Annotated in this window: 24 protein-coding genes and 1 pseudogene; 13 read left to right on the forward strand and 12 right to left on the reverse strand. The window is 71.3% G+C overall.

All coding sequences use genetic code 11. The features are described 5' to 3' along the window. Nucleotides 1-162 precede the first annotated feature (162 nt). The 3 genes from ACIODU_RS32750 to ACIODU_RS32760 form a co-directional block, all read right to left on the reverse strand. Nucleotides 163-1,947 (reverse strand): glycoside hydrolase family 15 protein, encoded by a 1,785-nt coding sequence (locus tag ACIODU_RS32750; RefSeq protein WP_401772632.1) that lies wholly within the window; start codon nucleotides 1,945-1,947, stop codon nucleotides 163-165. Nucleotides 1,948-2,037: 90 nt separating this feature from the next. Next, entirely contained in the window at nucleotides 2,038-2,847 is an 810-nt protein-coding gene (locus tag ACIODU_RS32755) for an SURF1 family protein (protein ID WP_401772634.1), read from the reverse strand. A gap of 53 nt (nucleotides 2,848-2,900) precedes the next feature. After that, complete coding sequence (locus ACIODU_RS32760; protein WP_356432117.1) at nucleotides 2,901-3,923, reverse strand: DEDDh family exonuclease; 1,023 nt, start codon at nucleotides 3,921-3,923, stop codon at nucleotides 2,901-2,903. 99 nt (nucleotides 3,924-4,022) lie between these two features. Here ACIODU_RS32760 and ACIODU_RS32765 point away from each other — a divergent pair, with 99 nt between their 5' ends. Continuing rightward, a complete protein-coding gene (locus tag ACIODU_RS32765) occupies nucleotides 4,023-4,739 on the forward strand; it encodes a VIT family protein (protein WP_356432119.1) in 717 nt (238 codons plus the stop codon). Between the two features lie 33 nt (nucleotides 4,740-4,772). Continuing rightward, nucleotides 4,773-4,940 (forward strand): annotated as a pseudogene (locus ACIODU_RS32770) (IMP dehydrogenase); the annotation flags it as partial. Nucleotides 4,941-5,041: 101 nt separating this feature from the next. Here ACIODU_RS32770 and ACIODU_RS32775 read toward each other — a convergent pair. Next, on the reverse strand, nucleotides 5,042-6,580 hold the full coding sequence (locus tag ACIODU_RS32775; protein WP_401772637.1) for a S8 family peptidase: 1,539 nt from the start codon (nucleotides 6,578-6,580) through the stop codon (nucleotides 5,042-5,044). Nucleotides 6,581-6,866: 286 nt separating this feature from the next. On the opposite strand from ACIODU_RS32775, the gene ACIODU_RS32780 reads away from it, so the two are divergent. The 3 genes from ACIODU_RS32780 (at nucleotide 6,867) to moaA (ending at nucleotide 10,097) form a co-directional block, all read left to right on the forward strand. Beyond that, nucleotides 6,867-7,259: a DUF485 domain-containing protein gene (locus ACIODU_RS32780; RefSeq protein ID WP_356432123.1), complete on the forward strand. Its 393-nt coding sequence runs from the start codon at nucleotides 6,867-6,869 to the stop codon at nucleotides 7,257-7,259. After that, a complete protein-coding gene (locus tag ACIODU_RS32785) occupies nucleotides 7,256-8,887 on the forward strand; it encodes a cation acetate symporter (RefSeq protein ID WP_401772640.1) in 1,632 nt (543 codons plus the stop codon). The genes ACIODU_RS32780 and ACIODU_RS32785 overlap by 4 nt, the downstream gene beginning before the upstream one ends. A gap of 220 nt (nucleotides 8,888-9,107) precedes the next feature. Further along, nucleotides 9,108-10,097, forward strand: coding sequence for a GTP 3',8-cyclase MoaA (gene moaA, locus ACIODU_RS32790; protein ID WP_401772643.1), 990 nt, complete (start codon nucleotides 9,108-9,110; stop codon nucleotides 10,095-10,097). Here moaA and ACIODU_RS32795 read toward each other — a convergent pair. The 5 genes from ACIODU_RS32795 to ACIODU_RS32815 all read right to left on the reverse strand — a co-directional run bounded on the left by ACIODU_RS32795 (nucleotide 10,080) and on the right by ACIODU_RS32815 (nucleotide 15,460). After that, the gene (locus ACIODU_RS32795) at nucleotides 10,080-10,301 is read right to left on the reverse strand and encodes a hypothetical protein (RefSeq protein ID WP_401772687.1); all 222 of its coding nucleotides are present in this window, start codon (nucleotides 10,299-10,301) and stop codon (nucleotides 10,080-10,082) included. The genes moaA and ACIODU_RS32795 overlap by 18 nt on opposite strands. Before the next feature lie 360 nt (nucleotides 10,302-10,661). Beyond that, the gene (locus tag ACIODU_RS32800; RefSeq protein ID WP_401772646.1) at nucleotides 10,662-11,006 is read right to left on the reverse strand and encodes a DUF3099 domain-containing protein; all 345 of its coding nucleotides are present in this window, start codon (nucleotides 11,004-11,006) and stop codon (nucleotides 10,662-10,664) included. A 152-nt stretch (nucleotides 11,007-11,158) separates the two neighbouring features. Continuing rightward, nucleotides 11,159-12,427, reverse strand: a complete 1,269-nt coding sequence (gene tyrS, locus ACIODU_RS32805) for a tyrosine--tRNA ligase (protein ID WP_401772649.1) — start codon at nucleotides 12,425-12,427, stop codon at nucleotides 11,159-11,161. Nucleotides 12,428-12,512: 85 nt separating this feature from the next. Further along, nucleotides 12,513-13,940, reverse strand: coding sequence for a metallopeptidase TldD-related protein (locus ACIODU_RS32810; protein ID WP_356432133.1), 1,428 nt, complete (start codon nucleotides 13,938-13,940; stop codon nucleotides 12,513-12,515). Beyond that, a complete protein-coding gene (locus ACIODU_RS32815; RefSeq protein WP_401772652.1) occupies nucleotides 13,937-15,460 on the reverse strand; it encodes a TldD/PmbA family protein in 1,524 nt (507 codons plus the stop codon). Before ACIODU_RS32815 ends, ACIODU_RS32810 begins: the two co-directional genes overlap by 4 nt. A gap of 247 nt (nucleotides 15,461-15,707) precedes the next feature. Between ACIODU_RS32815 and fabG the strand changes: the two genes are divergently transcribed. From fabG to ACIODU_RS32830, 3 genes are all read left to right on the forward strand, one after another. Beyond that, complete coding sequence (gene fabG, locus ACIODU_RS32820; RefSeq protein ID WP_356432137.1) at nucleotides 15,708-16,427, forward strand: 3-oxoacyl-[acyl-carrier-protein] reductase; 720 nt, start codon at nucleotides 15,708-15,710, stop codon at nucleotides 16,425-16,427. A gap of 4 nt (nucleotides 16,428-16,431) precedes the next feature. After that, nucleotides 16,432-17,202: an enoyl-ACP reductase FabI gene (gene fabI, locus ACIODU_RS32825; RefSeq protein ID WP_401772655.1), complete on the forward strand. Its 771-nt coding sequence runs from the start codon at nucleotides 16,432-16,434 to the stop codon at nucleotides 17,200-17,202. Nucleotides 17,203-17,406: 204 nt separating this feature from the next. Beyond that, on the forward strand, nucleotides 17,407-17,850 hold the full coding sequence (locus ACIODU_RS32830) for a hypothetical protein (protein WP_401772658.1): 444 nt from the start codon (nucleotides 17,407-17,409) through the stop codon (nucleotides 17,848-17,850). 66 nt (nucleotides 17,851-17,916) lie between these two features. Here the strand turns inward: ACIODU_RS32830 and ACIODU_RS32835 are convergent, their stop codons facing one another. Further along, nucleotides 17,917-18,591: a FadR/GntR family transcriptional regulator gene (locus ACIODU_RS32835; protein ID WP_401772659.1), complete on the reverse strand. Its 675-nt coding sequence runs from the start codon at nucleotides 18,589-18,591 to the stop codon at nucleotides 17,917-17,919. 102 nt (nucleotides 18,592-18,693) lie between these two features. On the opposite strand from ACIODU_RS32835, the gene ACIODU_RS32840 reads away from it, so the two are divergent. The 4 genes from ACIODU_RS32840 (at nucleotide 18,694) to ACIODU_RS32855 (ending at nucleotide 21,166) form a co-directional block, all read left to right on the forward strand. Next, nucleotides 18,694-19,974 (forward strand): CynX/NimT family MFS transporter, encoded by a 1,281-nt coding sequence (locus ACIODU_RS32840; RefSeq protein ID WP_401772662.1) that lies wholly within the window; start codon nucleotides 18,694-18,696, stop codon nucleotides 19,972-19,974. 4 nt (nucleotides 19,975-19,978) lie between these two features. Continuing rightward, nucleotides 19,979-20,095: an SGM_5486 family transporter-associated protein gene (locus ACIODU_RS32845; protein WP_272925724.1), complete on the forward strand. Its 117-nt coding sequence runs from the start codon at nucleotides 19,979-19,981 to the stop codon at nucleotides 20,093-20,095. A gap of 195 nt (nucleotides 20,096-20,290) precedes the next feature. Beyond that, on the forward strand, nucleotides 20,291-20,497 hold the full coding sequence (locus ACIODU_RS32850) for a hypothetical protein (RefSeq protein ID WP_356432147.1): 207 nt from the start codon (nucleotides 20,291-20,293) through the stop codon (nucleotides 20,495-20,497). A gap of 150 nt (nucleotides 20,498-20,647) precedes the next feature. Then, nucleotides 20,648-21,166: a SixA phosphatase family protein gene (locus ACIODU_RS32855; RefSeq protein WP_401772665.1), complete on the forward strand. Its 519-nt coding sequence runs from the start codon at nucleotides 20,648-20,650 to the stop codon at nucleotides 21,164-21,166. Between the two features lie 85 nt (nucleotides 21,167-21,251). Here the strand turns inward: ACIODU_RS32855 and serB are convergent, their stop codons facing one another. Continuing rightward, nucleotides 21,252-22,529: a phosphoserine phosphatase SerB gene (gene serB / locus ACIODU_RS32860; RefSeq protein WP_401772668.1), complete on the reverse strand. Its 1,278-nt coding sequence runs from the start codon at nucleotides 22,527-22,529 to the stop codon at nucleotides 21,252-21,254. A gap of 265 nt (nucleotides 22,530-22,794) precedes the next feature. Here serB and ACIODU_RS32865 point away from each other — a divergent pair, with 265 nt between their 5' ends. Further along, nucleotides 22,795-25,329 (forward strand): FHA domain-containing protein, encoded by a 2,535-nt coding sequence (locus ACIODU_RS32865; protein WP_401772670.1) that lies wholly within the window; start codon nucleotides 22,795-22,797, stop codon nucleotides 25,327-25,329. Nucleotides 25,330-25,442: 113 nt separating this feature from the next. On the opposite strand, the gene ACIODU_RS32870 is transcribed toward ACIODU_RS32865, so the two are convergent. Continuing rightward, nucleotides 25,443-26,267 (reverse strand): transglycosylase SLT domain-containing protein, encoded by an 825-nt coding sequence (locus ACIODU_RS32870; RefSeq protein ID WP_356432154.1) that lies wholly within the window; start codon nucleotides 26,265-26,267, stop codon nucleotides 25,443-25,445. Nucleotides 26,268-26,548: the final 281 nt, after the last annotated feature.

Consider the following 26,548-nt stretch of genomic DNA (forward strand, 5'->3'; position numbering starts at 1 on the left):
GTACGGGGTGAGTCCTCCGCCTTGCGATCGCACGCACCAGATGCCGCGAGCCCCGCCCTCCGGGCGGACGACCCCACTTTGCGGACACGCCCTAGAGGCGCGGACGGCTCCGCCGTGTCCTCCATCGCCGGACGGGCCGAAGGCGCCCGCGCGGCCGCCGCCCTACCGTGCCGAGCCGCCCCCGGCCAGCAGCACCGCGGTGCCCACCAGGCCGATGTGGCTGAACGCCTGCGGGAAGTTGCCCAGTTGGCGTCCCGCCACCGGGTCGTACTCCTCCGACAGCAGGCCCACGTCGTTGCGCAGCTCCAGCAGCCGGGCGAACAGCTCCTCCGCCTCGTCGTGGCGCCCGGTCATCCGCAGCGCGTCGGCCAGCCAGAACGAGCAGACGAGGAACGTGCCCTCGCCGCCCGGCAGTCCGTCCACCAGCGGGCCCTCGGTGCTGTAGCGCCGGACGAACCCGCCCTGCATCAGCTCCTCCCGGACCGCGTCGACCGTGCCCACGACCCGGGGATCGTCCGGCGGCAGGAAACCGACCTGCGGGATCAGCAGCGCCGCCGCGTCCAGTTCGCCGGAGCCGTACGACTGCGTGAAGGTGTTCCGTACCGGGTCGTACCCCTTCGCGCAGACCTCGTCGTGCACCTCGTCGCGCATCGCCCGCCACCGCGCCACGTCCCCGGGCAGCGACGGGTCGTCCTCCAGGGTCCGTACGGCACGGTCGGCGGCGACCCACGCCATCACCTTCGAGTGGACGAAGTGGCGGCGGGGGCCGCGCACCTCCCACAGGCCCTCGTCCGGTTCGCGCCACCGGGACTCCAGGAACCCGAGCAGGCTGAGCTGGAGCTTCCACGCGTGCGAGGTCGCGGGCAGGCCCGAGGCGCGCGCCAGGTGGAGGGAGTCCATGACCTCGCCGTACACGTCGAGCTGGAGCTGTTCGACGGCCTCGTTGCCGGTACGGACGGGTGAGGACCCCTCGTACCCCCGCAGCCAGGTCAGTTCGGTCTCCGGCAGCCGCCGCTCGCCCCCGACTCCGTACATGATCTGGAGGTCCGCCGGATCGCCGGCGACCGCGCGCAGCAGCCAGTCGCGCCAGGCCGCCGCCTCGTCCAGGTAGCCGGCCGACAGCAGGGCGCCCAGCACCAGCGTCGAGTCGCGCAGCCAGCAGTAGCGGTAGTCCCAGTTCCGCACCCCGCCGATCTCCTCGGGCAGGGAGGTGGTGGGCGCGGCCACGATCCCGCCGGTCGGGGCGTAGATGAGCGCCTTGAGCGTGATCAGCGAGCGCATGACGGCGTCGCGGTGCGGTCCGTCGTACTGGCAGCGCGCCGACCACTCCCGCCAGCCCTCCAGGCTCTGTTCCAGCGCCTCGTACGGATCGATCAGGTCGGGGCGCTTCTTGTGGGAGGGGTGCCAGGTGAGGACGAACGCCACCTTCTCGCCGGCGCCGACGGTGAACGACGAGAAGGTGGTGAAGTGCTGGCCCCACGTCTTGACGTGCGGTTCGCTGCGCAGCCACACGGAGTCCGGCCCCGCGACGGCGACCCGGTGGCCGTCCGAGCGCCGCATCCAGGGCACGACCGAGCCGTAGTCGAAGCGCAGCCGCAGGGTGGACCGCATCTCCACCGAGCCGCTGAGGCCCTCCACGATCCGCACGATGTCGGGTGCGGTGTCGCGCTGCGGCATGAAGTCGGTGACCTTCACCGCGCCGGTACGCGTCTCCCAGACGGACTCCAGGACGAGTGTGTCGTCCACGTACGAGCGCCGGGTGCTGTCACCGGCGTCCTTGGGGGCGATCCGCCAGTGGCCGTTGTCCTCGTCGCCGAGCAGCGCCGCGAAGCAGGCCGCCGAGTCGAAGCGAGGAAGGCACAGCCAGTCGATGGAGCCGTTCCTGCCGACCAGGGCGGCTGTCTGGAGATCGCCGATGAGCGCGTAGTCCTCGATACGTGGAGTCACTCTGGGCCTGTTCCCACGTCAACGGGGTGTTAGGCCCTGCCCGGAGGCCCGGTCCTTCCGATCTTCGAGGACCGGACGGATCTTCGGGGATCAGACGGAGGCCGGGGACGGTTCGGCGGCGTCCTGCCGCTCCGCGTCGGAGCCGGAGTCGGCCGCCGCCGCGCGGTCGCGCTTCTCCCGGCGTACGAGCACCACGAAGCCGACCGGCACCCCGGCGGCGAAGAGCCACCACTGGACCGCGTACGCCATGTGCGGGCCGATCGAGCCGTCGTCGGGGTCCGGGATCTGCTGGGGGGAGCGGCCGGCCGGGACCGGTGAGGTCAGCTCGACGTACCCGCCGAGGACCGTACGGTTCAGGTACGCGGCCTGCTCCTCGCTGTTGATCAGCATGACCTGGCGGGGCGGCAGGTCCCGCAGGTCGCGGATGCCGCTGCCCTTCGTCGTCTCGTCGGCCTTGAGCCGGCCCGTGATCGTGACCTCGCCGGAGGGCGGGGCCGGGATCTTCGGGAAGGCCCGCTGGTCGTCGCCGGACGGGATCCAGCCCCGGTTGACGATCAGCGCGCGGCCGTCGTCGAGGATGAGCGGGATCAGGACGTGGTAGCCGACCTGTTCGTCACGGGACGTACGGCGGCGGACGACCACCTCGTGGGCGGTGTCGAAGCGGCCCGTGGCCGTGACCCGGCGCCAGTAGTCGGAGTACGGGACGGTGTGCCCGGGGGAGGTCAGCTCCGTGACCGAGACGGGCTTCGCCTTGAGGTTGTCCGAGATCAGTGTGTTCTGGGCGACCTTGTGCTCGTGCCGGTGAAGCTGCCAGAAACCCAGCTCGATCATCGTCGGGATGAGCGCGAGCGAGAGCAGGGCGAGAATCACCCACTGCCGGGTGAACAGGAAGCGGTACACGCCTTCGACGGTACCCGCCGGGGACCGGGCGCCGGACGGCGGGTACGAATCGGTCACCTGTCCGGGGAAGCGGCGGTGTCCGGGGCGGCCCCCGCGCCACCGGCGGGCGCCACGTCCCGCAGCAGCTGGGAGAAGGCGGCCTCGTCGACGACCGGTGTGCCGTACGACACCGCCTTGACGGTCTTGGACGTCGAGGACTCCGGGTCGTTGGTCACCAGCAGACTGGTGAGCCGGGACACACTCGTCGCCACGTGCAGTCCCGCCTCCACCGCCCGGTCCTCCAGCAGTTCCCGGTCGACGGACGTGTCGCCCGAGAACGCCACGCGCATGCCCTGGACGAGGGACTTGCCCGCTTCGTAGCGCCCCGGATTCGGGTACGGGCAGGCCGGGCGCTTGCGTGAGGGCCGCCAGGTCGACGGGGCCGCAGGACGGTACGACGACTGGTGGCCGATCCGGGGGCGCGCGGGCGCGTCCGACCACTCCGTGAGCGGCAGGCATTCCAGGAGCGGCAGCCGTACGCCGTGCCGCGCCGCCGCGTGCAGGCTCGGCCGGAACGCCTCGGCGAGCACCCGCGCGTCGTCCAGCGCGTGGTGCGCGCGCTGCTGCACCACACCGAAGTGCGCGGCCAGCGACTCCAGTTTGTGGTTCGGCAGGGGCAGGGCCAGCTCCTTGGACAGCGCGATCGTGCACAGCCGCTGCCGGGTGGGCGCCACGCTCCCCGCGCGGGCGTACTCCCGGGCGATCATCGACCAGTCGAAGATCGCGTTGTGCGCCACCAGCACCCGGCCCTCCAGGCGCTCCGCGAACTCGGCGGCGATGTCGGGGAAGAGCGGGGCGCTCTCCAGGACGTCGCTCGTCAGTCCGTGGATCCAGACGGGGCCCGGATCGCGCTCCGGGTTGACGAGCGTGTACCAGTGGTCCTCGACCTCGCCCCGGACGTCCAGGCGGTAGACGGCGGCGGACACTATCCGGTCGTCGCGGGCGAGGCCGGTGGTCTCCACGTCGACGACCGCGTACCCCCGCGGGTAGGCGGCCGGCCACATCGTCGCTGTCGTCTGGTCGTCGAGCATGGTCACAGAGAATACGGGCCGCGACCGACAGCGCGGTCGCCCGGGCGGTCCGTCAAGTGCGGGTCGCTGTCGCGCCGGTGACGGTCCGGGTGAGATTGTCGCCGGGTGACCGACTCCACCACCGCCCACGCCGAGCCCCACGGCGACGCCCTGGGCACCCGCCTCAACTGGCTGCGCGCGGCCGTCCTCGGCGCCAACGACGGGATCGTCTCCACCGCGGGTCTGGTGGTCGGCGTGGCCGGCGCCACCGACGCGCGCGGGACGCTGCTGACGGCGGGTCTGGCGGGCCTGTTGGCCGGGTCGATGTCGATGGCGACGGGGGAGTACGTGTCGGTCTCCACCCAGCGCGACTCGGAGCGGGCGGCGCTGGCCGTGGAGCGCCGCGAGCTGCGGGAGCAGCCGGAGGCCGAACTCGAAGAGCTGACCGGGCTGTTGGCGGAGCGCGGCCTGTCGGAGAAGGTGGCGCGCGAGGCGGCGGAGCAGCTGACGGCGCGTGACGCGCTGCGCGCCCACGCGAGCGAGGAGCTGGGTATCGACCCCGACGCCCTGACCAACCCGTGGCACGCGGCGGGGGCGAGCTTCCTGTCGTTCACGGCGGGCGCCCTGCTGCCGCTCCTCGTGATCGTCCTGCTCCCGATGGCGTACCGGGTGCCGGTCACGGTCCTGGCGGTCCTGGTGGCCCTCGCCCTGACGGGCTGGGGCAGCGCGAAACTGGGCGCGGCCCCGAGGACCCGCGCGGTGCTGCGGAACATGGGCGGGGGAGCGGTGGCCATGGGGGTGACGTACGGCGCGGGGGCGCTGCTCGGGGCGGCGGGGGTGTGAGGCGCGCACTTCCGCAGGAGGCGACCGGATGTGGGGACGCGACCGGGGGCGACCGGGGTCGCCGTCGCCGGGGACGGCGCGGTGGGCCTGTGCGCGGTGCCGGCCGCCCGGCGGCCGGGTGCCGGGCGCGTCATCGCGCCGGGCCGCCACCAGGCCCGTACGGACCCCGCCAGGGCCTTCGGCGCCACCGACGTGGTCGCCGGGCCGTGACGGCGGGGCGCGGTGGCGACGACCGCGGGCCGCCCCCGGAGGGACGGCCCGCGTCGTGAGGTGTGGCTCTCATCCGTGCCGGTGACCGGATGTCAGTGCTTGATGCGGCTCACCGCGTCCAGCGCGTTGGTGATGCCCGCGCCGTAGAAGCTGTTGTACCGCTTGCTCCCGGTGCAGGTCGCGTCGATCGTGCCGTCGTTGTTGTAGTCGTACGCCGCCGGGCAGGCCGTGTCGTCGGCCTGGGCGATCAGCAGCGACTTGATGACCGCCGCCGAGGCGTGCGGGTAGGTCGACTTGAGGAGCGCGGCCACACCCGCGACGTGCGGGGAGGCCATCGACGTACCGGACAGGTAGCCCCACGTGCCGCCCGGCAGGGTGCCGAGGATGGAGCCGCTGGTGGCCGGCGCGTTCGGGACCTGGTAGCGGTCGCCGCCCGGCGCCGCGATGTCGATGATGCCCAGACCGTAGTTCGAGAAGGAGGACTTGCCCGCCTTCGCACCGGTGGCCGCGACCGTCACGACACCCGGGAGCTGGGTCGGTATGTCCAGGCACTCGGACGGGTCGATCACCCGGTCGACGGGAAGGGTGTCGTTCGGGCTGGACGAGTCGGTGATCGAGTCGGACGCGAGGTCGTACGCCTCGTTGCCGGCCGCCGCCACGTTGACCGTGCCCTTGCTCTCCGCGTACTTCGAGGCCCGGGTGATGGCCTCGACGAGCGCCTTCTGGTCCGGGTCGTTCTTGCAGTTGAAGTACCACGGGTCGGTGTAGTAGCTGTTGTTGGTGACGTCGACCCCGTGGTCGGCGGCCCAGACGAACCCGCAGACGACGGCCTCGGTGTAGAAGAACCCGGCCGGCGTGGCGACCTTGATGCCGGCCAGCTTCACGCCCGGGGCGACCCCGGTCATGCCGATGCCGTTCTTGGCGGCCGCGATCTCACCCGCCACGTGCGTGCCGTGCGAGCTCTCCCCGGGGTTCGGACGCCAGGCGCCGTCCGTCGTGTCCGGCTTGCCCGTCACGCAGTTGACCGACGCCGCGCGGTCGAAGTTCGGCGCGAGGTCGGGGTGCGTGTCGTCGACGCCCGTGTCGATGACGGCGACGGTGACCTTACGGCTGCCGAGGGTCTTCTCGTGCGCCTTGTCCGCCTGGATGGCGGGCAGGTCCCACTGCAACGGCTCCAGCGGGTCCTGCGCGGCGCTCTTGTCCGAGGTCGCCGCGGCGAGCTCCGCGGAGGTGAGCGCGCGGGGCGCGCCCTCGTCCGTGGTGGACTGCGCCGGCAGCGGCGCGGTGCGGGTGGCACCGGCCGAGTCGACGCCCCTTACCCTGCGGACGGACTTCGCGAAGTCCGGGTTCTGCGAGGTCGCGACTATGACACCTATGCGGTCGTAGGACGTCACGATCGTGCCACCGGCCCGGCCGATGGCCTTCTCCACCGACTTGAGCGTGGAGCGCCCGCCATGCGTGTTGACGACGTACGACAGCTTGGGGCCGTCCGTGACGACCGGCGACGAGACGGCCGGTGTCGCCGGAGCGGCCGTCGCCGTCGCGCCGGGGAGGAAACCGAGCGAAGCGGTGAGCGCAAGACCAGCGGGCAGCGCGAGTACGCGTCTGCGTCTGGATCCCAGATGAGCCATGGGTTCTCCACATCATCCGTGAGAGCCGTCCACGCGCATGACGCGCGTGGACAGGTGCATGATCAGCGAAAACTACCGTCGACCACCCCCGCGTATCAATGACTTCACGGACGGCGGGGCCCCGGTCAAGAAGAAAATCCGCCCCGTTCGAGAGGAAAAACCGCCCCGTTGAACCGCTTCGCCACGCCTTCCGTGCCGTTGTCAGAGGGACGCGCAACATCACACGCCTACCCGTGCGAGGTCCCTCATGTCAGTCCCCACCGTGCCCCCGTCACGAGGAGATTCCGTGGCTTCCGACGCACCGCCGCCCCCGGGCGGAACGGACACCAGCCCCGCCCTGCCCGGCCAGGACCGGCCCGCGCACCAGCCCACCACCGCCCAGTACGCCGACGTGCAGGAGAGCGCCGAGTTCGGCGAACTGCGCCGCACCTACCGCTCGTTCGCGTTCCCGCTGACCGTCGCCTTCATCGCCTGGTACCTGCTGTACGTCCTGCTGTCCAACTACGCGGGCGGCTTCATGGGCACCAAGCTCTTCGGCAACATCAACGTCGCGCTCGTCCTCGGCCTCGCCCAGTTCCTCACGACGTTCCTGATCGCCTGGTTCTACGCGCGGTACGCGTCCCAGAAGCTCGACCCGAAGGCGGACGTCATCAAGTCCCGTATGGAGGCGGACGCATGAGCCACCCACTCCCGCTCCAGCTCGCGGCCACCTCGGACGCCAGCGAGCACCGGCCGCTGATCATCACCCTCTTCGCGCTGTTCGTCGTCGCGACGCTCGTCATCACCGTCTGGGCCGGCCGCCAGACCAAGAGCGCGTCCGACTTCTACGCGGGCGGGCGCCAGTTCACCGGATTCCAGAACGGGCTCGCGGTCTCCGGCGACTACATGTCCGCCGCGTCCTTCCTCGGCATCGCCGGCGCCATCGCCCTCTTCGGCTACGACGGCTTCCTCTACTCGATCGGCTTCCTGGTCGCCTGGCTCGTCGCGCTGCTGCTCGTCGCCGAACCGCTGCGCAACTCGGGCCGGTACACGATGGGCGACGTCCTCGCGTACCGCATGCGCCAGCGCCCGGTCCGTACCGCCGCGGGCGCCTCGACCATCGTCGTCTCGATCTTCTACCTGCTCGCGCAGATGGCCGGCGCGGGCGTGCTGGTCTCCCTGCTGCTCGGCATCACCAGCGACGCCGGCAAGATCGCCATCGTCGCGCTGGTCGGCCTGCTGATGATCGTGTACGTCACCATCGGCGGGATGAAGGGCACCACCTGGGTCCAGATGGTCAAGGCGGTCCTGCTGATCGCGGGCACCATCCTGATCACCTTCCTGATCCTGCTGAAATTCAACTTCAACGTCTCCGACCTGCTGGGCACGGCCGCCTCCAACAGCGGCAAGGGCTCCGCCTTCCTGGAGCCGGGGCTCAAGTACGGCGCCACGGAGGTCTCCAAGCTGGACTTCCTCTCCCTGGGCATCGCGCTGGTGCTCGGCACCGCGGGCCTGCCGCACATCCTGATCCGCTTCTACACCGTGCCCACCGCCAAGGCCGCCCGCAAGTCCGTGATCTGGGCGATCGGCATCATCGGCGCCTTCTACCTGATGACCATCGTCCTCGGCTTCGGCGCCGCCGCCCTGCTCAAGCCGGGCGACATCATCGCCTCCAACAAGGCGGGCAACACGGCGGCCCCGCTCGCCGCCCTGGAGATCGGCGGCGGAGCCGGCTCGACCGGCGGCGCCATCCTGCTCGCCGTGATCTCCGCGGTGGCCTTCGCCACCATCCTCGCGGTGGTCGCGGGCCTCACCCTGGCGTCCTCGTCGTCGTTCGCGCACGACATCTACGCCAACGTGATCCGCCGCGGCCAGGCGACCGAGAAGGAAGAGGTACGGGCGGCCCGCTGGGCCACCGTCGCCATCGGCATCGTCTCCATCGCCCTGGGCGCCCTCGCCCGCGACCTGAACGTGGCGGGACTGGTCGCGCTCGCGTTCGCCGTGGCCGCCTCCGCGAACCTGCCGACGCTGCTCTACAGCCTCTTCTGGAAGCGGTTCACGACGGCGGGCGCCCTCTGGTCGATCTACGGCGGCCTGGCCTCGTCCGTCCTGCTGGTGCTGTTCTCACCGGTCGTCTCGGGCAAGCCCACCTCGATGTTCCCCGGCGTCGACTTCCACTTCTTCCCGTTGGAGAACCCCGGCCTGATCTCCATCCCGCTGGGCTTCCTGCTCGGCTGGGTGGGCACGCTCGTCTCCAAGGAGGAGCCGGACACCGGCAAGTACGCGGAGCTGGAGGTCAAGTCCCTCACCGGCACCGGGGCGCACTGACCCCGCACGCCCCCTCCCGCCCCTCCGGACACCCCCCACGGGTGGGCGAGTCTCCCCGCGGCCGCGTCGCAGCACTCCGCGACGCGGCCGCGGCGTGCCCGTGACCTCGGGAATCTGCTGTTGTCGGTGGACTGACGTAGGCTCGACCCATCGGATTGCATACACGGTTCGCGACGGAACGGGACGGCCGCATCGCGGTCACGAGGGAAGGGGGCCCCACGTGCTCATCGACACCTATGGCCGGATCGCCACCGACCTGCGCGTATCCCTGACGGACAAGTGCAACCTCCGGTGCACGTACTGCATGCCGGAAGAGGGCCTTCAGTGGCTCGGCAAGTCCGAACTGCTCAGCGACGACGAGATCGTCCGGCTGATCCGTATCGCCGTGACCGACCTCGGCATCACCGAGATCCGCTTCACCGGCGGGGAGCCGCTGCTCAGGCCGGGACTGGTCGGGATCGTGGAGCGCTGCGCAGCGCTGGAACCACGCCCCCGCATGTCCGTGACCACCAACGGCATCGGCCTCAAGCGCACCGCCGCCGCCCTCCGGGCCGCCGGCCTCGACCGGGTCAACGTCTCGCTCGACACCCTGCGCCCCGACGTCTTCAAGACCCTCACCCGCCGCGACCGCCACCAGGACGTGCTGGACGGCCTGCGCGCGGCGCACGAGGCGGGACTGACCCCCGTCAAGATCAACACGGTCCTGATGCCGGGCCTCAACGCCGACGAGGCCCCCGACCTGCTCGCCTGGGCCGTCGCCCACGACTACGAGCTGCGCTTCATCGAGCAGATGCCCCTCGACGCCCAGCACGGCTGGAAGCGCGACGGCATGATCACGGCCGGTGACATCCTGACGTCGCTCCGTACCCGCTTCACCCTCACCGAGGAGGGCGGCACCGTGCGCGGCTCCGCTCCCGCCGAGCGTTGGACGGTCGACGGCGGCCCGCACCGCGTCGGGGTCATCGCCTCCGTCACCCGCCCGTTCTGTCACGCGTGCGACCGCACCCGGCTCACCGCCGACGGACAGGTCCGCAACTGCCTGTTCGCCCAGGAGGAGACGGACCTGCGGGCGGCCCTGCGCTCCGATGCCCCGGACGACGAGATCGCCGCGCTCTGGAAGCGCGCCATGTGGGGCAAGAAGGCGGGCTCGGGCCTCGACGACCCGTCCTTCCTCCAGCCCGACCGGCCGATGTCAGCGATCGGCGGCTGACCCCCCGGCGGCCGGCCTCCGCTCCCACTCCGCCAGTGTCACCACGTCCTTGAGGAACCCGCGCACACCGAGGAACGAGGACAGGTGCTCGCGGTGCGCGTCGCAGGCCAGCCAGGTCTTGCGGCGCTCCGGCGTGTGCAGCTTCGGGTTGTTCCAGGCGAGCACCCACACGGCGGGGGTACGGCACGCCTTGGCGGAGCACACCGGCGCGGAATCGGCGGCGGAGTCGGTGGCGGGATCCGTGGCGGAATCTGCGGTACGGGGCGGGACATCGGGAGCGTCGGGGGAGTTCACCCGTCCACCCTAGGCGCTGCTGTCACACGCCCCCAAGGACGCGTCCGGCGCATCCGGCAGCCCGAAAAGGCGACGCCGAGCAGCCACGGGGGGAGCTGCCCGGCGTCGGTCCGTCGCTCCGACGGGGGATGCGGAGCGCCTACGAAGTATGTCACGGGCAACGGGGTGCGGTGCACCGGAACTTCACGATTGATCTGAGCTTTTCTTGAGCTTTGCGCTCCGCTTCCCGCCCCCGGAGCGAGCCGTTACCCGCCGGTTCTACCGACGGGTCTACTCACCGGTCGGGCGGGCGGATTCCGTCGCCGCCGGCGCCGGAGCGGGCGCGATCGCCGGCCGTACCGGTGCCGGGACGAACGTCGAGGGCAGCGAGGGAGCGTTCTCCCGGCCCGCGTTGGCGATCACCACGGCCACGTACGGCAGCAGCACCCCGAGGACCAGGGTGACGACGGCCACCGGCCGCTCCACGTTCCACAGCACGACGGTCAGGATCACCGACAGGGTTCTGACGGACATGGAGATGATGTAGCGGCGCTGCCGGCCGCGTACGTCGTCGGCGAGACTCTGCCTGGCCCCGGTGATCCGGAAGACCTCGGTGCTGCTGCCGCGCTTCCGCATCACACTTCACCACCCGATTCCCACGCCGGTCCCTACCCCGGACCGGACCGCGTCCACGGTACGCCGGGCCCCCCGCACGCACGAGAGCGGGGCACCGGCCATCCTGGCCGATGTGCCCCGCCCCGTGACTCAGGCGCAGGTGCCCGCGCGTGTCAGCCGGCCGTGACCTCGATCGCGGCCAGGTTCTTCTTGCCCCGGCGCAGCACCAGCCAGCGGCCGTGCAGCAGGTCGCCCGCCGCCGGCACACTCTCCGCGTCGGTGACCTTGACGTTGTTCACGTACGCCCCGCCCTCCTTGACCGTGCGGCGCGCCGCCGACTTGCTCGGCGCGAGCCCCGCCTCGGTGAACAGGTCGACCACCGGGCCCAGTTCGGAGAACCGCGCGTGGGGCACCTCGGAGAGCGCGGCGCTCAGCGTCGCCTCGTCGAGGTCCGTCAGCTCGCCCTGGCCGAAGAGCGCCCGGGACGCGGCGACGACCGCCGCGCACTGGCCGGCGCCGTGCACCAGCGTCGTCAGCTCCTCCGCCAGCGCGCGCTGCGCGGCCCGCGCCTGCGGCCGCTCGGCGGTGGCCCGCTCCAGCTCCTCCAGCTCCGCCCGGTCCTTGAAGCTGAGGATCCTGCTGTACGTGGAGATGTCCCGGTCGTCCACGTTCAGCCAGAACTGGTAGAAGGCGTACGGCGTCGTCATCTCGGGGTCCAGCCAGACGGCCCCGCCCTCGGTCTTGCCGAACTTGGTGCCGTCCGCCTTGGTCATCAGGGGCGTGGCCAGCGCGTGCACGGTGGCACCCGGCTCCAGGCGGTGGATCAGGTCGAGACCGGCGGTGAGGTTGCCCCACTGGTCGCTGCCGCCCTGCTGGAGGACACAGCCGTAGCGCCGGTACAGCTCCAGGAAGTCCATGGACTGGAGCAGCTGGTAGCTGAACTCGGTGTAGCTGATGCCCTCGTCGGACTCCAGCCGCCGGGCGATGGACTCCTTGGCGAGCATCCGGTTGACCCGGAAGTGCTTGCCGATGTCCCGCAGGAACTCGATCGCGGACAGGCCCGCGGTCCAGTCCAGGTTGTTGACCATCGTGGCCGCGTTCGGCCCCTCGAAGGACAGGAACGGCTCGATCTGCGACCGCAGCCGCCCCACCCACCCCGCGACCGTCTCCGGGTCGTTCAGCGTCCGCTCGGCGGTCGGCCGGGGGTCGCCGATCTGCCCGGTGGCCCCGCCCACCAGCGCCAGCGGCCGGTGCCCCGCCTGCTGGAGCCGGCGCACGGTGAGCACCTGCACGAGGTGGCCCACGTGCAGGCTGGCGGCGGTCGGGTCGAAGCCGCAATAGAACGTGACGGGACCGTCCGCGAGCGCCTTGCGCAAGGCGTCCTCATCGGTGGACTGGGCGAACAGCCCGCGCCACTGGAGCTCGTCGACGATGTCCGTCACGGTCTCTTCTCTCCTCGAACAGCTGATGCGTACAGATGATGCGTACGGGTGATGAGTGGATCCGGCAGCGGTCAGTCTAGAGCGGTCACACCCCGCGGCTGACCGAGCTCATGTTGAAATCGGGGACGCGCAGGGCGGGCATCGCGGCCCGGGTGAACCAGTCGCCCCACTCGCGCGGCAGCGTCTTCTCCGTGATCCCGGCCTCGGTGGCCCGCGACAGCAGGTCGACCGGCGACTCGTTGAACCGGAAGTTGTTCACCTCGCCGACGACCTCGCCCTTCTCCACGAGATACACCCCGTCCCTGGTCAGGCCGGTGAGCAGCAGCGTCGCCGGGTCGACCTCGCGGATGTACCAGAGGCACGTCAGGAGCAGACCGGGGCCGTCGTGGCCGGTGGCCGCGACCATCTCCTCCAGGGTGCGCTCGCCGCCCGCGTCCAGGACCAGGTTGCCGATGCCGGGCGCGACGGGCAGGCCGGTCAGGTCCGCGCTGTGCCGGGTGGTGAGCAGGTGCTCCAGCCTGCCGTCCCGTACCCAGTCCGTCGCCGTCAGCGGCAGACCGTTGTCGAAGACGGACGCGTCGTCGCCCGAGGAGTGGGCGATCACGAACGGCGCGCACTCCAGACCCGGTTCGCCGGGCGCGCTGCGCAGGGTCAGCGGCAGCTCGGAGAGCGTCTCGCCGACGCGGGTGCCGCCGCCGGGACGGGAGAAGACCGTACGGCCCTCGGCGGCGTCGCGGGCCGCGGAGGACCACAGCTGGTAGATCAGCAGGTCGGCGACGGCGCTGGGCGGCAGCAGCGTCTCGTACCGCCCGGCGGGCAGGTCGATCTTCCGCTCGGCCCACGCCAGGCGCTGGGCCAGCTCCGCGTCCAGCACCCCCGGGTCGACGTCCTTGAAGTCGCGGGTGGCCCGGCCCGCCCAGGCGGAACGGGTGCGGTCGGGCGACTTGGCGTTCAGCTCCAGCGTGCCGCTCGGCTGGTCGTGGCGCAGCCGTACCCCCGTGGACGTGGCCAGGTACGTCGACGTCAGCTCGTGGTTCGCGAAGCCGTACAGCTCACGGCCGCCGGCCCGGGCGCGGGCGAAGGACTCGCCGAGCGCCGGCGCGAAGTCCGTGAAGACGGCGGAGGTCGTCTCCGCCGGCGCGTCCGTGAAGTCCCCGGACACCGGACCGGCCGCCACCAGCGGCCGGGCGTCCTCGGCGGGCCCGGCGCCCCGGGCGGCCGCCTCGGCGGCCCGTACCAGCGGCTCCAGGTCGTCGGCGGTGACCGCGGACCGCGACACCACCCCGGACGCGGTGCCCTGCGCGCCGTCGACCGTCGCGATGACGGTGAGCGTACGGCCCCGGGTGACCCCGTTGGTGGTCAGCGCGTTGCCCGCCCAGCGGAGGTTCGCCGACGAGTGCTCGTCGGCGATGACCACACAGCCGTCGGCGGTGGACAGCTCCAGCGCGCGCTCGACGATCTCGTGCGGCCTGGCCGTACGGCCCGTGGTCGTCCCGCTCTTCGCGCCGCTCATCGGCCCGCCTCCTGCGTCGTGTTGAGGATGTTCACTCCGCGGAAGAGCGCGGACGGGCAGCCGTGCGAGACCGCCGCGACCTGGCCCGGCTGGGCCTTGCCGCAGTTGAAGGCACCGCCCAGGACGTACGTCTGCGGGCCGCCGACGGCCTCCATCGACCCCCAGAAGTCCGTCGTCGTCGCCTGGTAGGCGACGTCGCGCAACTGGCCCGCGAGCTTGCCGTTCTCGATACGGAAGAAGCGCTGCCCGGTGAACTGGAAGTTGTAGCGCTGCATGTCGATCGACCACGACCGGTCGCCGACCACGTAGATCCCGCGCTCCACCCCGCCGATCAGGTCCTCCGTGGCGAGCCCGCCCGGATCGGGCCGCAGCGACACGTTCGCCATCCGCTGCACGGGCACGTGGCCCGGCGAGTCCGCGTACGCGCACCCGTTGGACCGGCCCAGACCCGTCAGCCTCGCGATCCTGCGGTCCAGCTGGTACCCGACGAGCGTGCCGTCCTTCACCAGGTCCCACGACTGGGCCTCGACGCCCTCGTCGTCGTACCCGATGGTGGCGAGCCCGTGCTCCGCCGTCCTGTCACCGGTCACGTTCATCACCGACGAGCCGTACGCCAGTTTCCCGAGCTGGTCGAAGGTGGCGAACGAGGTGCCCGCGTACGCCGCCTCGTACCCCAGCGCCCGGTCCAGCTCCGTGGCGTGGCCGATCGACTCGTGGATCGTCAGCCACAGGTTCGACGGGTCGACCACCAGGTCGTACGTCCCCGCCTCGACGCTCGGCGCCCGCATCTTCTCGGCGAGCAGCCCGGGGATGCGCTCCAGTTCGGAGTCCCAGTCCCAGCCCGTTCCCGTCAGGTACTCCCAGCCCCGCCCGGCCGGCGGCGCGATCGTCCGCATGGAGTCGAACTCGCCGGAGTCCGAGTCGACGGCGACGGCGGTCAGCTGGGGGTGCAGCCTGACCCGCTGCTGGGTGGTGACCGTGCCGGAGGTGTCCGCGTAGAACTTGTTCTCGTGGACGGTGAGCAGCGACGCGTCCACGTGCGCCACCCCCTCCGCCCGCAGCAGCCGCGCGCTCCACTCCGCGAGCAGCCCGCTCTTCTCCTCGTCGGGTACGTCGAACGGGTCGATCTCGTACGCCGACACCCACGTCTTCTCGGCGTGCACCGGCTCGTCGGCCAGCTCCACCCGCTCGTCGGACCCGGCGGCGGCGATCACCTTCGCGGACAGCTTGGCCATGGCCACGGCCTGTCCGGCGACCCGCGCCGCCGCGTCCATCGTCAGGTCGACCCCGGAGGCGAACCCCCAGGCGCCGCCGTGCACGACCCGGACCGCGTACCCGAGGTCCGTACTGTCCGAAGAACCGGCGGGTCTGGCGTCCCGCAGCCGCCACGCCGCGCTGCGCACCCGCTCGAAGCGGAAGTCCGCGTGGTCGGCGCCGAGCGCCCGCGCCCTCGCGAGCGCGGCGTCGGCGAGTGCCCGCAAGGGCAACGCCAAGAACGTCTGATCTACCTCATGGGGCACGGCGGCCTCTCCTCAACTCACACCCGGACGTTACCGGCAGTGAATCACGCGTCACCGGCCCGGTCGCGTACACCCGTGCAACCTCCCGCCGGCCCGCCGCGCCACGGGAAACCGGTGGCGCCCGGCCCGGGGTTCTGTAGGGAACCGACAGGGTTGACAGCCCGGCACTGTCAGAGGCGATTCTTCGCGAGCAGGGCAGTACCGATAGGTTTTCGGCAGACCAGACCGCTGAGGAAAGGGTGATCCGATGAGCCGCTCGGTTCTCGTCACCGGAGGAAACCGGGGCATCGGCCTCGCCATCGCCCGCGCCTTCGCGGACAACGGCGACAAGGTCGCCTACACCTACCGTTCCGGCGAGCCGCCGCAGGCCCTGACGGACCTGGGCTGCCTGGCCGTTCGCTGCGACATCACCGACACGGAACAGGTGGAGCAGGCCTACAAGGAGATCGAGGAGAAGCACGGGGCCGTGGAGGTGCTGGTGGCCAACGCCGGCATCACCAAGGACCAGTTGCTGATGCGGATGTCCGAGGAGGACTTCACGTCCGTCCTCGACACCAACCTCACCGGCACGTTCCGCGTCGTGAAGCGGGCCAACCGCGCCATGCTGCGCGCCAAGAAGGGCCGGGTCGTCCTCATCTCGTCGGTGGTCGGCCTGACCGGCCAGGCGGGCCAGGCGAACTACGCCGCGTCCAAGGCCGGCCTGGTGGGCTTCGCCCGTTCGCTCGCCCGTGAACTGGGCTCGCGGAACATCACCTTCAACGTCGTCGCCCCCGGCTTCACGGAGAGCGACATGACGCGGGTGCTCACCGACGAGCAGCGCGCGGACATCGTCGCGCGGGTCCCGCTCGCTCGTTACGCGCAGCCGGAGGAGATCGCCGCCGTGGTGCGGTTCCTCACCTCCGACGACGCCTCGTACATCACTGGAGCCGTCATTCCCGTTGACGGCGGATTGGGCATGGGTCACTGATCACATGAGTGGAATCCTCGCCGGCAAGCGCATCCTCGTCACGGGGGTCCTCACCGAGTCCTCCATCGCCTTCCACGCCGCCAAGGTGGCGCAGCAGCAGGGCGCCGAGGTCATCCTCACCGGCTTCGGCCGGCTGTCCCTCGTCGAGCGCATCGCCAAGCGCCTGCCCGAGCCCGCCCCGGTCATCGAGCTGGACGTGACGAACCAGGAGCACCTGGACGGCCTGGCCGACCGGATCCGCGAGCACCGGGGCGCCGACGCGCGCCTCGACGGCATCGTGCACTCGATCGCCTTCGGCCCGCAGGGCGCGTTCAACTTCCTGGAGGCCCAGTGGGAGGACGTCGCGACGGCCGTCCACGTCTCCGCGTACTCCCTCAAGTCCCTGACCATGGCCTGCCTGCCGCTGATGGAGCGGGGCGGCTCGGTCGTCGGCCTCACCTTCGACGCGCAGGTCGCCTGGCCGAAGTACGACTGGATGGGCGTCGCGAAGGCCGCGCTGGAGTCCACCAGCCGCTACCTCGCGCGTGATCTGGGCGCGCGGAACGTGCGCTGCAACCTGATCTCGGCCGGTCCGCTCAAGTCGATGGCCGCCAAGTCCATCCCGGGCTTCGAGTCGCTCGCGGACGTGTGGAACCACCGGGCCCCGATGGAGTGGGACATGTCCGACCCGGAGCCGGCGGGCCGCGGCATCGTCGGTCTGCTGTCGGACTTCTTCCCGAGGACGACGGGCGAGATCGTCCACGTCGACGGCGGCGTGCACATGATGGGCGCCTGACCCTTCCGTACCGCCTCCTGCTCCCTGGCGTGTCCTGCTGAAGCCGCGTGATCGTCCCCCGGACGGCCACGCGGCTTCCGTGTGTCACGGAGCGTGTCCGCCCGAGTCGAAAAGAAGTGCATTTCCCCGCACACTGGGCAGAACGGACCAGATCGCTCCGGTCGGGACGGTCGGGACGGTCGTGGCGGGGGAGGAGGTACGGGGATGCGCAGAGTGCGCCGTGCGGTGATCGCGTTCCTGGGCGCCCCGCTGATCCCGCTGGGGCTGACGGTCCTCTCGGAGGTACGGGAGCGCCCCGCGCCGCCCGTCGTGCCGCCCGCCGCGACGGCGCGGCCCGGCCCCGATCTCGACCGGGACCGCGACCGCGACCGCCAGGAGAAAGGCCCCGACCGGGAGACGGCCCGGGAGCGGGAGCGCGACCGGGCGACCTGCCGTACCTGGATCGAGGGATCCCGGGCCACCGCCTCCTGCCACAACCCGAACCCGGAGACCGACCTCGTCCGCCTGCACGTCGAATGCGCCCGCTGGTGGGACGTCGACGTCGACAGCGCCCCGGCGGAGCTCCACCCGGCCGGCTACGTCCAGCTCTCGGACCGCTGCTGGAAAGAGGTCAGGGCGGTGTGGGTCACCCATGAACGCGTGAGCTGAGCCGGGGCCGGAGCCGTACCGGCCGGGCCGACCCGCTCCGACCCCCTCCGGCCCGCCCGGAATCGCTCAGGCCCGCTCGACCAGGCAGTGCAGCGCGTGGCTCGCCGCCTCCGCGCCCGCCGCCTCGCCGTCCCCCTCCCGGATCGCCGTCACCAGTCGCGCGTGGTCCATGTGGTTCTCCGGCCGCAGCTCCGCCCCCACGTCCGTCCGCAGCCGGTCCCGCAGCAGATGCCCCAGGTCCGCGTAGAGCGTGACCATCACGTCGTTGTGCGAGGCCGACACCACCGCCAGGTGCAGCGTCGCGTCCGCCGTGACGAACCGCTCCGCGTCCCCGGCCGCCCACGCCTCCTCCCGCCGCGCCAGCAGCGTGTCCAGCAGGCGCAGGTCCCCGGCCGTACGGCGCTCCGCCGCGAGCCGGGCGGCCGACGACTCCAGCGTGGAACGCAGCTCCGCGATGTGCCGGTCGTCGGCGTCCGCGAACCTGCGCTGCATCACGCCCGCCAGCTCGCTCGTCGCGACGACGTACGTCCCCGAGCCCTGCCGGATGTCCAGCAGGCCGTTGTGCGCCAGCGCGCGGACCGCCTCGCGGACGGTGTTCCGTGCCACGCCCAGCTGCTCGACCAGCTCGGGTTCGGTGGGGATACGGGATCCCACCGGCCACGCGCCCGAGGTGATCTGGTTCCGCAGCTCGGTGATCACCTGGTCCGAGAGGGCGGAACGGCGGGGAGAGGTCAGCGCCATGGTGCTCCCAACTCTGTCTGGTCCGTCTGGTCTGTCTGGAGGGGGATGTCTGTCCGGAAGGGGATTGGACAACCAATCATCCCATGATTCTATGATGGTCCCATGCCTGACGAGACCCGGACCGAGACGCGGCTGCCCGCCACCACCGCCCCGAGTGTGCCCGGCGACGCCCCGGCCCCGGGCCCCGCCGCGTGGGTGACACCGGTCGTCGTCGCCGGACTGGTCCTCGCCGCCCTCAACCTCCGTCCCGCCATCACCAGCCTGGGCCCGCTGCTGGAGGACGTACGGGGCGGGCTGCACATGAGCGGCACGGTGGCCGGGGTCCTCACCTCCGTACCGCCCTTCTGCTTCGCCGTCTTCGGCTTCACCGCGCCCCGCCTGGCCCGCCGCTTCGGCCCCGGGGCGGTCGTCTGCTCCGGCATGGTGGCCATCACGGCGGGGCTGCTGATCCGGCCCTTCACGTCCGGTACGCCCGCCTTCCTCGCGGCGAGCGCCCTCGCGCTCATGGGCATCGCGGTCAGCAACGTCCTGATGCCGGTGATCGTCAAGCGGTACTTCCCCGACCGCGTCGGCACCATGACCGGCCTCTACTCGATGGCCCTCGCGCTCGGCACCGCCTTCGCCGCCGCCGCGACCGTGCCCATGACCGAGGCGCTGGGCGGCAGTTGGCGCGTGGGCCTCGGGGTCTGGGCCGTGCTCGCCGCGCTCGCGGTCCTGCCCTGGACGGCTCTCGTACGGGACCGCGGCGCCGCCGCCGCCACGTCCCCGGCCACCGCCCCCGGGGCGCGCGGGCTGAGCCTCGTCCGGAGCCGTACCGCCTGGGCGCTCGCCTGCTACTTCGGCATCCAGGCCTCCGGCGCGTACATCACCATGGGCTGGATGCCGCAGGTCTTCCGGGACGCCGGCCTCTCCGCGGGCACGGCGGGGCTGCTGCTCGCCGTGACGATGGTGATGGGCGTCCCGCTGGCCTTCGTGATCCCCCGGCTCGCCACCCGGCTGAAGAACCAGGGCCCGATCGCCGTGGCCCTCGGCCTGTGCGGCGTGACGGCCTTCACGGGCCTCCTCCTGGCCCCGGCGTCCGGCGCCTGGCTCTGGGCCGTGCTCCTCGGCATCTCGAACTGCTCGTTCCCGCTCGCCCTCACCATGATCGGCATGCGGTCGAGGAGCGGCGCCGGAGTCGTACGGCTCTCCGCCTTCGCGCAGTCCACCGGCTATCTGATGTCGATCCCGGGCCCGCTGCTGATCGGGGTGCTCTACCAGAACACCGGCGGGTGGGGGCTGCCGCTGGCGATCATGGGCGGGTTCCTGGTGCCGCAGATGGTGGCGGGGGTGATCGCCGGGCGGGACCGGACGATAGAGGACGAAACCAGGATGCGAGACTGAGCGCATGCCAGTCCTCGACCCGAATCCCCAGAACGGCCAGCAGAAGCTGCTCATCGTGTTCGGCACGATCATCGGCATCCTGGTGGTCATCGGCATCATCGCCTCGATCGCCAGCCCGTGACCGCGGCCCCTGACCGCGGGCCCGCGACCGCTCCGGCCCGCTCCGCCCGCTCTGCCCGCTTCTGTGGTGGGGCTGGCACCACCGTCCCCTAGGGGGTCAGGGTCAGGGACGAGTGGGTGGGTCACCGGATGGGCCGGAGCGCCCGCGATCCGTAGGTTCTGAGGTGTCGGACACCACGGACCCACGGAGGCGGACATGCCGGCCAGAACGCACCCCCGCACCGCCCCCAGGCCCGCGGACGCCCTCGCGGTCCGGCTCCCGTGGTGGGCCCTGGCCCTCCCTGCGGTGGCCTTCGCCGTCCTGCTCGTCCTGATGGCGGGCCCCGGCCAGGCGCAGGCCGCGACCACCGACCCGGGGATCGCCCGGATCCTGGACCTGATGCGCCAGGTCCTCGGGCGCTAGGGCGCCGACGCGCCGGTCGGCACCGGGGCGCCGGGCCGCACCAGGGCGTACGCCCGCGCGGGCGGGCACGTCGTAGCACTGTTCACCCGTGCCGGGGGCCCGTTCCAACACCCTGCGCCCGCGGGCGCGTTTCATGCGAAGCTGGAGGGCATGAGCGCCGATACGACCCGCAGGATCGTCCTACTCCGGCACGCCAAGGCCGACTGGCCGGAGGTGGCCGACCACGAGAGGCCACTCGCCGACCGGGGCCGTGCGGATTCCTCCGTCGCGGGCCGCCGCCTCGCCGAGACCGGCATCGCCATCGATCTCGCCCTCTGCTCCACCGCGGCGCGGACCCGTGAGACCTGGAAGCTGGCCGTGCACGAGCTGCCGCAGCGGCCGAGGACCGTCTACGAGGACCGGCTGTACGACGCGACCCTCGGCGAGCTGCTCGCCCTGATCAACGAAACTCCCGACGACGTGACCAACCTGCTCCTCGTCGGTCACAACCCGGGCATGCACGCCCTCGCCGACGCGATGGCGGGCGACGACTCGAACGACCACATCGCCCGGATGACCCGCAGCGGGTTCCCGACGGCCGCCTTCGCCGTCATCGGGATCGACCGGGACTGGAAGTCGGTGGAGCTGGGAGTGGGCACGCTCCAGGAGTTCTGGGCCCCGCACGACTGAGCCGTGCCCCTTCCCCGTACGGCCGGGCCGTGCCCTTCCCCCGTACGGCCGACCGCCGCGACCGCCCGGCTCACAGGAGTGGCCCTCACTCCTGTGAGCGGCCGCCGCCCTGCGGCGTCTCGGCCTCCTCGACCTCTTCGCGGGTGATCCCCAGCAGATAGAGGACGGTGTCCAGGAACGGTACGTTCACCGCGGCGTGCGCCGCCTTGCGGACCACCGGCTTCGCGTTGAAGGCCACCCCGAGCCCGGCCGCGTTCAGCATGTCGAGATCGTTGGCGCCGTCCCCGATCGCCACCGTCTGCGCCAGCGGCACCCCCGCCTCCGCGGCGAACCGCCGCAGCAGCCGGGCCTTGCCCGCGCGGTCGACGATCTCCCCGGTGACCCGCCCGGTGAGCTTGCCGTCCACGATCTCCAGGGTATTGGCGGCGGCGAAGTCCAGCCCGAGCCGGTCCTTGAGCGCGTCGGTGACCTGGGTGAACCCGCCGGACACGACGCCCACCTGGTAGCCGAGCCGCTTGAGCGTACGGATCAGGGTGCGGGCCCCGGGAGTGAGCCGTACCTCCGTCCGTACCTTGTCCACCACCGACGCGTCGAGCCCGGCCAGCAGCGCCACCCGCGCGTGCAGGGACTGCTCGAAGTCCAGCTCTCCCGCCATGGCGCGGGCCGTCACCTCGGCGACCTCCGCCTCACAGCCCGCGTGCGCCGCGAACAGCTCGATGACCTCGTCCTGGATCAGCGTCGAGTCGACGTCCATCACCACGAGACGCTGGGCGCGGCGGGCCAGCCCGGCCGAGACGACCGCGACATCCACCCCGATGCCCGCCGCCGAGGTCGCCAGCGCGGTGCGCAGACGCGCGGTCTCCACCCCGGACACCGCGAACTCCACCGCCGTGACGGGGTACTTGGCGAGCCGGAAGATACGGTCGATGTTGCCGCCGGTCGAGGTGATGCTCGCCGCTATGGCGGCGGTCGACTCCGCGGTGAGCGGGTTGCCGAGCACGGTGACGTGCGAACGGCCGCTGCCGCGCGGCCGGTTGTCGCCCTTGCCGGAGATGATCTCGGCCTGGAGCTTGAGGGACTCCGTCCAGCTGTGGACGGTGGCCCGCAGCTGGCCCTCGGTGGCGCCGCCCGCCGCCGGCGCGGTGATCAGCGCGCACAGGACGATACGGCCGCGGGTGACGACCTGCTCGATGTCGATGACGTCGACGGCGTAGGCGGCGAGGGTGTCGAAGAGCCCCGCGGTGATCCCGGGGCGGTCCTTCCCGAAGATCTTGACGAGCAGGGTCGGGACCTCGGTGGCGGGGATCCCGGCCGGGACGTCGGTCGGGACATCGGGGATCTGGCGGGGCTGTGGTGCGCTCATGGTGATCCCACCGTAGCGGGCGCGGCGCCGGGACCGGCCGGGCGTCCCGTACAGCGGACACCACGGTCACCGGGCGGACACTTTCCATGATCACGGAGGGGGCGGAACCGATCACGGACGGCACGGAACGGCCCGCATGGACCCCGTCGTACCTGGGTATTCAAGAGGCCCGGTTTTCACGGGAGGTGGCCCGCCTGAAATAGTTCCCCCCGATGTTCGCCATCCCTAGACTCCCCAGCGATGGGGGAACTTCGGGGGACAACTAGTGGGGCATGGAGTGCACGAACTCGTACTGGAATGGAACGGAAGGACCTGGGCGCTCGATCCGGCCAGGTCGTACACCCTGGGACGTGATCCGCAGGGCGACCTCGTGGTCGACGACGCCCGGGTCTCGTGGCGTCACGCCACCATCAGCTGGGGGGGCCGGGGCTGGGTCATCGAAGATCACGGAAGCACCAACGGTACGTACGTACGGGGGCAGCGGGTCCACCAGACGGAGATCGCGGCCGGTTCCGCCGTGCATCTCGGCAACGCCACGGACGGGCCCCGGCTGAGCCTCTCGGCCGCCGCGTACAGCCCCCAGGCGGCCGCGCCGCAGCAGGCGCCGTACCAGCAGCAGGCCCCGCAGGCGCCGGTACGGCAGCAGGCGCCGGTCACGCCGGCCGTCCCGCAGCAGGGCTGGCAGCAGCCCCAGCAGCCCCAGGTGCCCCAACAGGGCGGTCCCGGGGACCCGTTCGCGGGCCAGGGCCAGGGGCAGGCGCCCGACGCGGGAGCCTCGCCGTACTACGGTGACCGCAACCCGACCACGTTCCACCAGCTCTCCCTCGGCCGCGTCATGCGCATCGGCCGCGCGCTGGAGAACGAACTGGTCGTCTCCGACCTCCAGGTCTCCCGCCACCACGCCGAGTTCACCGCCACCCCCGACGGCCGCTACGAGATCCGCGACCTCGGATCCCACAACGGCACGTACGTCAACGGCCAGCCGATCGCCAAGTCCGGCACCGTCCCCATCGGCCCCCACGACATCGTCGGCGTCGGCCACTCGACCTTCCGCCTCGTCGGCGACCGGCTGGAAGAGTTCGTCGACACCGGTGAGGTCTCCTTCTCGGCCCGCCACCTCACGGTGACGGTCGACGGCGGCAAGCAGATCCTCAAGGACGTCTCCTTCGGGGTCCCGGAGAAGTCGCTGATCGCGGTCATCGGCCCGTCCGGCTCCGGAAAGTCCACGCTGCTCAAGGCACTCACCGGCTACCGCCCGGCCAACGAGGGCGACGTCCTCTACGACAACCGGAACCTGTACAAGCAGTTCGCCGAGCTGCGCCAGCGCATCGGGCTGGTCCCGCAGGACGACATCCTGCACAAGGAACTGACCGTCAGGAAGGCGCTCAGATACGCGGCGAAGCTCCGCTTCCCCGGCGACACCAAGCCCGCCGAGCGCGAGGCCAGGATCGACGAGGTGCTGGGCGAGCTGAAGCTCGACATCCACAAGGACAAGAAGATCACCGCGCTCTCCGGCGGCCAGCGCAAGCGCGTCTCGGTCGCCCTGGAGCTGCTCACCAAGCCCTCGCTGATCTTCCTGGACGAGCCGACCTCCGGCCTCGACCCGGGCATGGACCGCGATGTGATGAAGCTCCTGCGCGACCTCGCCGACGACGGCCGTACGGTCCTGGTGGTCACGCACTCCGTCGCCGAGCTGGCGATCTGCGACAAGCTCCTCGTCATGGCCCCCGGCGGCTCGGTGGCGTACTTCGGGCCGCCCGAGGAGGCGCTCAACTTCTTCGGCTACACCACGTGGGCCGACGTCTTCTCGGCCTTCGAGAACTACCGCGAGTACGACTGGGCGGGCCGCTGGCGCGGCTCGCAGCACTACCAGATGTACGCCGCCGACATCGACGCCATCGCCGCGCAGTCCGTGGCCATGCCCTCGGCGCAGCAGATGCGCCCGCCCAAGCCGCAGAGCTGGGGCTCCCAGCTGTGGACCCTGGTCCGGCGCTATGTGTCGGTGATCGCGTCCGACCGGGGCTTCATGGGCCTGATGGTCCTGCTGCCGGCGATCCTCGGCGGGGTGAGCGCCGTCATACCGGCCAAGTTCGGCCTCGTACCGCCCACCCCGCCCTCCCGCTTCAACAGCACCGCCGGGATCATCATGATGATCCTCGTGGTCGGGATGTGCTTCGCCGGCTCGGCCAACTCCGTACGAGAACTGATCAAGGAACGGGTCATCTACGAACGGGAACGGGCCACCGGCCTGTCCCGCTCGGCCTACCTCATGTCCAAGGTGATCGTGCTGGGGGTGATCACGGCCTTCCAGGCCGTCATCATCTGCGCCATCGCCCTGCCGGTCCGTGAGCTCCCCGAGAAGGGTGTGATCACCCACCCGGCGGTCGAGATCTGCCTCGCGATCATCGCCATGGGCTTCACCGCGATGATGCTCGGACTGGTCATCTCCGCCCTGGTCAAGACCGCCGAGAAGACCATGCCGCTGCTCGTGATGTTCGCGATCGTGCAGCTGGTCTTCACCGGCACCCTCTTCCAGATCTTCGGCAAGCCCGGACTGGAGCAGTTCGCCTGGCTGATGCCGTCCCGCTGGGCCCTGGGCGCGGCGGGCTCGACGCTCGACCTGTCGCACCTGATGGCGCCGTGGGACCCGGAGAAGCCGGACGACCTGGACCCGCTGTGGGCGCACACCGCCGCCCAGTGGTCCGTCGACATGATCGTGCTCGTCGTGATCGGCGTGCTCTGCGGCTTCGTGGTCGCGCGCCTGCTGCGCCGCCACGAGCCGGAGGTCATGCGGAAGTAGCGGTCGTACGGATGGGAGAACGCCGCGCCGGAGGGCGGCACCCCGCACAGGGGTGCCGCCCTCCGGCATGTCGGACTCTTCGGCGCTCAGCCGCGCTCAGATGTCCACCGCGCTCAGTAGGCGCTGTTGACGTTGTCCATCGAGCCGTACCGGTCGGCGGCGTAGTTGGCCGCGGCGACGATGTTGGCGACGGGGTCGTAGATGTTCTTCGACGTGCCGTTGACGTGGTACGTGGCGAAGGTCGGGGGGATGACCTGGAGCAGACCCTTCGACGGGATGCCGTTCCTGGCGTTGATGTCCCAGTTGTTGATCGCGTTCGGGTTACCGCTCGACTCGCGCATGATGTTGCGGTGCAGCCCCTCGTAGGAGCCCGGAATGCCGTGCTTCTTCATGATGGACAGCGATTCCTTGATCCAGCCGTCCAGGTTGTTCGCGTAGACGGGGGTCCGCGCGGCGGCCCGGCTGGCGGCGGCCTTGGCACGCTTCTTGGCGTCGTCGGCGGCCTTCGCGCGCTTCTTCGCGTCGGCGGCGGCCTTGGCCTTGGCCTTCGCGGCCTTCTCCGCCTTGGCCTTCTGCTCGGCCTTCTTCTCGGCCTTCGCCTTGGCCTCGGCGGCCTTCTTCGCCTTCTCGGCCTTGTCGGCCTTCTCCTGCGCGGCCGCCTTGACCTTGGACGCGGCCTGGACCTTCGCCGTGTTCTCGGCGGAGATCTCCTGCTTGCTGACGCTCGCGTGCAGCTCGGCCGCCTGGGCGGCGGTGTTCGGGGTCGCCGTGAAGGCGGCCTGCGAGGCGGTGACCGCCTGCGAGGGCTTGGAGTCGGCCGCCGCGCCCGGAACGAGCGTGAAGGTGATGGCGGCGACTCCGGCGGCGGCGACGCCGGCGATCGAAGCCTTGTGCGCCCGGTTGAGACGGTCAAGGCCAGGGGTGCGTGACGAGAACATAGAGACGTACCTCTTCGAATAGCGGGGAGTCGCGGGGGCCGGGTGGCCGACAGCCTGCTCGGCGGCGACGGACGCAATTCTTAGCGGCCGCAAAATGCTGTGGCAAAGGTGTGACGTACGACCCCGGGTAGTGGGACGGGGAGGGGGGCGAATGGTGCGTTTTCGCCATGTAGCAAGCTCACAGCCGCCTCATTGGTCGACTAGCGGCCTTCGTAAGTGACGTACGTCCTATGTGCGGGCTCACATCGGGGGCATGGTCAGCTCACCCCGCGTTGCTCAAG

It is taken from the genome of Streptomyces sp. NPDC088261 (genome assembly GCF_044740805.1).
Lineage (GTDB): Bacteria > Actinomycetota > Actinomycetes > Streptomycetales > Streptomycetaceae > Streptomyces.

What these genes read in the sequence shown, in the direction of transcription:
- ACIODU_RS32870 (WP_356432154.1), bottom strand. Translation starts at nt 26,267, where the DNA reads ATGTTCTCGTCACGCACCCCTGGCCTTGACCGTCTCAACCGGGCGCAC.
- ACIODU_RS32810 (WP_356432133.1), bottom strand. Translation starts at nt 13,940, where the DNA reads ATGAGCGGCGCGAAGAGCGGGACGACCACGGGCCGTACGGCCAGGCCG.
- ACIODU_RS32845 (WP_272925724.1), top strand. Translation starts at nt 19,979, where the DNA reads ATGCCAGTCCTCGACCCGAATCCCCAGAACGGCCAGCAGAAGCTGCTC.
- ACIODU_RS32850 (WP_356432147.1), top strand. Translation starts at nt 20,291, where the DNA reads ATGCCGGCCAGAACGCACCCCCGCACCGCCCCCAGGCCCGCGGACGCC.
- fabI (WP_401772655.1), top strand. Translation starts at nt 16,432, where the DNA reads ATGAGTGGAATCCTCGCCGGCAAGCGCATCCTCGTCACGGGGGTCCTC.
- fabG (WP_356432137.1), top strand. Translation starts at nt 15,708, where the DNA reads ATGAGCCGCTCGGTTCTCGTCACCGGAGGAAACCGGGGCATCGGCCTC.
- ACIODU_RS32835 (WP_401772659.1), bottom strand. Translation starts at nt 18,591, where the DNA reads ATGGCGCTGACCTCTCCCCGCCGTTCCGCCCTCTCGGACCAGGTGATC.
- ACIODU_RS32855 (WP_401772665.1), top strand. Translation starts at nt 20,648, where the DNA reads ATGAGCGCCGATACGACCCGCAGGATCGTCCTACTCCGGCACGCCAAG.
- ACIODU_RS32830 (WP_401772658.1), top strand. Translation starts at nt 17,407, where the DNA reads ATGCGCAGAGTGCGCCGTGCGGTGATCGCGTTCCTGGGCGCCCCGCTG.
- ACIODU_RS32775 (WP_401772637.1), bottom strand. Translation starts at nt 6,580, where the DNA reads ATGGCTCATCTGGGATCCAGACGCAGACGCGTACTCGCGCTGCCCGCT.
- ACIODU_RS32840 (WP_401772662.1), top strand. Translation starts at nt 18,694, where the DNA reads ATGCCTGACGAGACCCGGACCGAGACGCGGCTGCCCGCCACCACCGCC.
- ACIODU_RS32800 (WP_401772646.1), bottom strand. Translation starts at nt 11,006, where the DNA reads ATGCGGAAGCGCGGCAGCAGCACCGAGGTCTTCCGGATCACCGGGGCC.
- ACIODU_RS32785 (WP_401772640.1), top strand. Translation starts at nt 7,256, where the DNA reads ATGAGCCACCCACTCCCGCTCCAGCTCGCGGCCACCTCGGACGCCAGC.
- serB (WP_401772668.1), bottom strand. Translation starts at nt 22,529, where the DNA reads ATGAGCGCACCACAGCCCCGCCAGATCCCCGATGTCCCGACCGACGTC.